Raw genomic sequence first — 6,487 nt, 5'->3', positions numbered from 1 at the left:
GGACAGCTCGCTTCATGAAAGCGCGAGGCTAAGGGGGTCGGGGCTGAGGAAGCGCCCAAGGCGCGGGTCGTACGCACGGGCGCCGAGGAGCGAGAGGCCGGTGCTGGTGTCCTCGGTCTTACCGAGGAAGCCGTTGCTGGTTCCGGTAGGCAGGGTGCCGGAGCGTTCGTCACCGAAGGGGGTGTAGCGGCGTCGACTGGTGGCACCAGTCTTGGCGTCGACAGCGACCTGCGTCGAGGCCTGAGTGTCGGCCATCAGGTAGGTGAGGTTGTCGCCGCTGGAGGTACCGACGGTGGTGCGCATGGCGACGGTAGTGCCGCCGCAGGTGTAGTAGCGGGTGCCGGTGGTCTTTTTGCCGTCGGTGTGCAGTTCCATGCCGCCGACGTAGGCGAGGGTCTCCTGGGGAGTGGTGCGCACCAGGAGGTTTCCGTCGGCGTCGTAGGCGTAGCGGGTGAGTTTGCTGCCGCTGGTGTCGGTGGTGGTGGCGGTGTCGAGTTGGCCCTGGGGGTTCCAGGTGTAGTCGGTGGTCTTGGCGGGTTCGATGTGCTTGAGCATCTCGCCGGCGGTGTCGTAGGTGAAGCTCTCGGTGCCGGTGACGGTGCTGGTGGTGGTGCCGTCGGCATTGGGGGTGCTGGTGATGATGTTGATCTTGCGGACGCCGTGCGGCTGAGCGGCGTTGGCGGTGGTCCAGGTGCCTGCGTCGTTGTAGCCGGGGTAGAGGTAGTCGTGGTTGACGAGCGTCTTGGCTGCGTCTGTGTTCTGGACGGACTGCAGGTTGCCCAGGCGGTCGTAGGTGTAGTCGGTCTGGTAGGGGGCTTCGCCCTGGAAGTCTGAGCCGGTTGTGGCCCAGTCGACTCCGCTGGAGGCGAGCCAGCAGAGCTGGCTGCTGGTGTCGGCTCGGGTGTAGGCCCTGCTCAGTCGGCCCTGGTCGTCGTAGGTAAAGCACTGCGACTGAGCGGTCTGGCCGGTTGCCTGTTCCCGGATCTCGGTGACGCGGCCGTCGTCGTCGTAGCTGTACGCGTCGTTCTGGCTCTGCTGCGTGGTGACCTGGTCGACGCTGGTGGTGGTCTTGATGTTCGTCAGTTGACGCGTGCCATCGGTGTCGTCGTAGTCGTATGTGCGCTGCGCGGTGACCTTGTTGGTGCCGACGGCGGGCGCGCCGTAGTCGCGTTCGGTGAGCTGGCCGTAGGAGTTGTAGAGGGTGTTGTTGACGTAGGTCTGTGCGCTGGAGGCGAGGTTGGTGGGCTGGCCGTAGTCGTTGTAGGTGGTGTTGACGGTCTCTGCGGCCAGGCCGCCCTTGGCGGGGTAGGAGACGGAGGTGACGTGGTCGGCGGCGTCGTAGGTGTAGCTGGTGGTGTAGTCGCCGGCGAGGCCGGTGACGGCGGCGGGGATGGTGACGGTGGTGTTGAGCGGTCGGTTGCGGCTGTCGAAGGCGCCGGTCTTGACGGTGTAGGTGTTGCCGGCCGTGTCGGTGCTGGTGGAGGAGGTGATCTGGCCCTTGCCGCCGCTCACTCCGTCCCACTGCCAGGTCGCCAGAGTGGTGGTGCCCCTGCTGACCGACGTCTTGCGCCCGAGGGTGTCGTGGCCGTAGGTCAGGGTGTTCGTCATCAGGCTCGGGGTGTTCGGGTCGGGCTTGTTCGACACCGAGCTGATGAGGCCGTTGTGGTTGTACTTCGTGGTGGAATCACCGGCGTCGCGGTCGTGGACCTGGGTTCGGTTGCCGGCCCAGTCGTAGACGTAGGTGGTGGTGTTGCCGCGGGGGTCGGTGATCTGCTGCAGCTGGCCCTTGTCGTCGTAGGTGTACTTGGTGGCGTAGGTGGAAGCACCGTTGTGTTCGACGACCTGGGAGGTCTGCCCGAAGACGTCGGTGTAGGTGTCGGTGGGGCCGGCCTCGGCCGGGGTGACAGTGGTGTAGTCGCCGAAGTAGGCAGTCCTCACTATGCCTTCGCGGGCGGTGCGGGTGGTGGTGCCGTTACCGACGAGGATCTTGGACACGGTGGTGCGGCCGGCCCAGTCCAGGGTCAGGTCGGTGTAGGAGGGCAGATCCTCAAGCTTCGGGTTCACCGGGGTGCCGCCGCCGACGCCGCCAGCGATTCCCGTCGTACGGAAGACCGCGGAGGTGCCGGTGACGTTGCCGGCGGAGTCGTAGCGGGTGACCGCGACCTGCTGTTGGGGGATGGGGTCGTGCGCCGGGGACGGCAGCGGCGAATCCGTCTCCAAAGCGCGGCCGAGGCTGTCGCTGAATGCGTACGACGTCAGGTAGGTGCTGCCGGACTGCAGGGTCGACGTGGTCACCCTGGCGTAGCCGTTGACGGAGTCCGGGACCGTGCCGAGGGTGGTGGTGGGAATGTTGTAGGCGAACTTCATCGACGGCTTGTCGCCCGTTTCGGTGGGCTTCCAGACCTCGATGGTGCGTCCGGCCGCGTCCATCACCTGCTTGGTGATGTTCCCGTTGGCGTCCTGGGCCTGGTACGGCACGCCCCAGAAGCGGGACTTCCAGACGGTGGTGGTCAACGGGCCCAGGCCACGGGCAGGACCGTCGGGGTCCGGAGTGGTGGTGACGATGCCGTTCACCGGCCAGTTGCTGGCCGGGTTGTAGGTGGTGGTGGTGCGGTTGTGGTCGGCGTCCTCGGCCCAGATCTGTCGGCCGGCGGCGTCGTAGCCGAAATAGGCGCGCTGTGCGTCGGGGTCGCTTGCGAGGGTGTAGGTGCCGGTGCCGGTGGCGTTGCCGTCGACCGGGTGGTTCGCGGACACGGAGGCGGCGTTGTCGTACAGGGTGTAGCTGTAGGAGTCCTGGTTCGTGGAGGCCCGGTCGGCGCAGGTGCCACCGCTGGTGTTGTAGTGGCGGGTCTCCTGGGTGAGGATCATCCAGCGCTTGACGGGCGAGCCGTCGAAGGCGTCGGTGTTGACGGTGCGGCCCCAGGTCGTGCACGTGTTGTCGGCGACGCCCTTCTCACCCTGGTCGTCAATGCGTACGGCGAGGCCGTAGGTGGTGGACCGGTCGCTCGTATCGTCGTATTCGTTTTGGACGACGTGGGTGCGGATGCCGGTGCCGGAGGAGACCTTCGCCTCGGTCGTGGTCTGGTCCTCGCGGACGAAGCGGGCGTCGGGCAGGCCGACGTAGGTGGCGGTGGTGTGCGCCCAGTAGTCGTGGAAGACGTGCTGCTGCCAACTGCCGGTGTCGTCGCGGGTGGAGGTCTCGATGACCTGCCCTGCCAGCCACGCGGAGTCGGTGTAGGAGGTGCCTTCGCCGTCGCTGACGGAGACCGAGCGGGTCTTGGACGGGTCGTCCTTGTCGGTGCGGTCGCCGTCCAGACCGCGGTAGAGCCAGCTGACGGTGGTGTGCGCGACGGTGCCCTGGCCGGTGGTGACCTCGACTTCGTGATACCCGCGCCAGTCGGACCACGACTCGTCGTCGTCCTTGGTCAGGGGGTCGTTGGTGAAGCGCCAGCCGGCTGCGCCGTCATAGGCGTAGCTGGTGGTCATCTCCGGGTCGCCCTCCAGGGCACCCGTCACCGCTGGGTCGACTGTCACCTTCGTGACCAGGAACTTTTTGAACCAGCCTGTTTTCTCGCTGCCGTTTTCGGGCGTCCATTTCTGCCAGAAGCAGTCCTTGGTGTTGGACGCCTGGGTGGGCAGGTTGTCCGCGTCGCAGGGGTCGGGCTGGTCGTAGGTGACGGTGGTGGTGGCGCCCAGGTCGCCGTGGATGGTGGTGATGCGTCGGAAGTTCAGCTCACCGGTGCCGACCAGGTTGTCCAGGTCGGTGCCGTTGAAGTTGATGACGGGCAGCACGATGGGATCGCCTGCGCCGTAGGTCTCGCGCTGGATGTAGTCGAGCCACAGCGTCTTGCCGACGTCGCCGGCAGGGTTGGGCAGGCCGTGCTTGGTCTGGTACTGCTGCACCAGGTCCCACCCGACGGCCGCCGTATCCCGCACGTAGGTCTTGATGTCCCAGAGCATGTCCGTGCTGAAGAACGTGGGCGTGTCCGGCTTGGCTGCGCAGTAGTAGTCGCCGGCGGTTCCGTCGCACAGCAGGTCGACCGGCACATCCGGATAGGAGGTGGGGCTGTCGTCGAACGTCGGGCACGGATCCGTTGCGTGGCGCAGTGGGTCGGTTTCCGCCATGCGCTCCACGCACCGGTTGACGTGGGTGAGTTCTACCTTGGCCGTCGGCTTGGAGCCGGAGATCTGGGAGGCCCACCCGTACGAGATGCGGGTGAGGTAGCCGGAGGCGGTGTAGGAGCGGGCCTTGTCGTCGTCGGCGACGGAGCGGTAGTAGTTCGACTGCTTGTCGTAGTGGTAGGCCGCCTCGACCTCGTTGGGGTCGATGGTGCGGTCGAGGTTCCACCGCCAGGCCTGGGTGCACGGCACCGGGAACTGGTCGTGGCAGGGCTCGCCGGCGTCGTTTCCGACGACCGGCACGGTGTACACCGAGGAGGTCGCGGTCTGCTCGTACTCGTCGCGGCCCCAGCCGAAGTAGTAGCGGCTGCCGTCCTGGGTGGAGATCACCCAGTAGTCGTCGACCGCGCCCTGTCCGCCCGAGGTGATGTGCTGCACCCGCCAGCCGGGGTCGGCCTGCAGATGGTAGGAGCCCGTACCGGTGTTGTCCTGGATCAGCTGGGAGGAGACGCCGTTGAGGCTGATGACGTAGACGGCACCGTTGGGCTCCGCGCCGCTGTTGGGCGAGTCCCAGCACAGCTCGGGGAAGTCCAGGCCGTCGGTGCTGCAGCTGCGGTAGCGGCGCTCGATGAAGTCGACGTTCAGATCCCAGCCCATGCCGACCCAGGACGCCTGGTTGTTCGTCGCCGACGTGAGCCCGTCCACCGACTGGGAGTTGTACGACAGCCCGAGCGACGGCGCGCTGCCCTGCGCGGGCGCGGGAAGGCTGATGGGCACGTTGTAGGTGAAGGCGCCCGAGCCGGTCGACACGTCCCACGACCCGGTCGGCGACAGGGTGGAGGCCCGGTAGTCGCCCTGGTCCGAGGACGTGCCGGCGGTGACCGCGTACACGGAGGCCGAGCCGCTGTCGAGCTGCGAGGACAGGCCATCGCTGTCGGGCTCCGCCTCGACCGTCGCGGTCAGCGTGCCCTTCGCGGTGTCGTTGTCCGCGTCGACGAACTCACGCTTGCAGCACTCCGACACATCCGGCGTCTGCAGTGCGCAGGCGGGCACTTTGACCAGGCGCAGCCGGTCGGCGAAGTCGCCGCCGTAGGCGTACTTGAAGCCGGAGTAGTCGATCGAGACCTGTACCTGGCCGGGGGTGGTGATGCCGTCGGTGCGGATGACCTGGACGCCCAGGCCGATGCCTCCGGCCGGGGCGATGTCGTCGTGGTCGAGGACCCGCACCTCGACCTGGTCGGGCGAGACCGGATCCCCGTCGCCGGCGGTGGAGGCCGATTCCGAGGGCTGCGGTGACGGGCTCTGTGCGGGGTCCGGGTCTGCGGAGGCTGGCTCTGAGGCGTCGGGCGTGTCCGTGACGGTGGGGTCTGCGCTCGCATCCGCGGCACTGGGCTCGGGCGTCGGGGCGCCGGATGCGGTCGGCTCGGGGGCGCTGGTGTCGTCGTCGGTGAGCTGTGCGCGGGACAGTTGTGCCGAAGGGGCGCTCCCGTCGTCCACGGGGGCGACCTCGACGACGTTGGCGACCTCAGTGTCGTCGCTGCTGCTTGCCGAGGCAGACGGGTCGGCGGTCACCGTGCCCGGATCGCCGGGCGCGGCCTGCGTCAGGTCGACCGTCGCCTCGGCGGCCTTGGGCCACTTCGGCGCGGGCAGCGCCTTGCCTGCCTCCTCGGCCTGCTGCGCCGGCGCCGTGCCCACCGATTGGGCCGGCACCAGTGGTGTCCCGTCGTCCGATGATCCGGCAGCAGTCGCCTGTTGCGGTGACACCACCGCCATCGTCGACAACAGTCCCGCCAGTACCGCACCCGCAACACCGACGGAAAGCCTGCGCGTACGCCGAGCAGCCACGAATACCCCCACCCCCACCAGCCCCACGCGCCCGCAGGATCCGGCAGTCCAAGAACCGAGACCAACCGCTCAACTGCCAGCACGGATCAGCCGGACAGCAACGCGCTGCAGCCGCCGGCTCGAACCAGAAGTTGATCAGTGAAGCGAGACTGTAAATCGTGTGAATGGCCTGTGAACAGGGGGAACGATCATTGGTTCCCGAGTTGGAGAATGACCTCGATCACAAACGCGACGATGATCAGCGGCAGCCGATCGCGGGCATACCACGTCAAAGGAATAGACGCCGGACTCGTACTCCACCTCGCAGCCGTAAGGCTAGAGCTCTTTACTGACTTCGGCTCGCCAGGGTGAATCTTGGCGAAGTGCCTGATGGGGTTGGAACAGTGCCTGTATTCGGTGGTGTGTGAGATATGGCGATGGGGGTGGGCTGACTGCCGAGGGGCGTCGGCGCCGGGAGTCGGTACGGATGCAGGCGGCCGAGCTGTTCGAGCAGAAGACCAAGGTGTCGGAGGTTGCGCGGCGT

General features: G+C 67.3%; 1 protein-coding gene and 1 pseudogene. One reads left to right on the top strand and one right to left on the bottom strand.

Features of this window, described 5'->3' with window-relative positions:
* Nucleotides 1–12: 12 nt before the first annotated feature.
* Nucleotides 13–5,829 (bottom strand): RHS repeat-associated core domain-containing protein, encoded by a 5,817-nt coding sequence (locus WN71_RS39080; RefSeq protein WP_240529925.1) that lies wholly within the window; start codon nt 5,827–5,829, stop codon nt 13–15.
* A 538-nt stretch (nt 5,830–6,367) separates the two neighbouring features.
* On the opposite strand from WN71_RS39080, the pseudogene WN71_RS43550 reads away from it, so the two are divergent.
* A pseudogene (locus WN71_RS43550) lies at nt 6,368–6,487 on the top strand (IS630 family transposase); the annotation flags it as partial.

It is taken from the genome of Streptomyces mangrovisoli (assembly GCF_000974985.2).
GTDB classification, from domain to species: domain Bacteria; phylum Actinomycetota; class Actinomycetes; order Streptomycetales; family Streptomycetaceae; genus Streptomyces; species Streptomyces mangrovisoli.
This window is presented reverse-complemented; position numbering and strand designations above follow the sequence as displayed.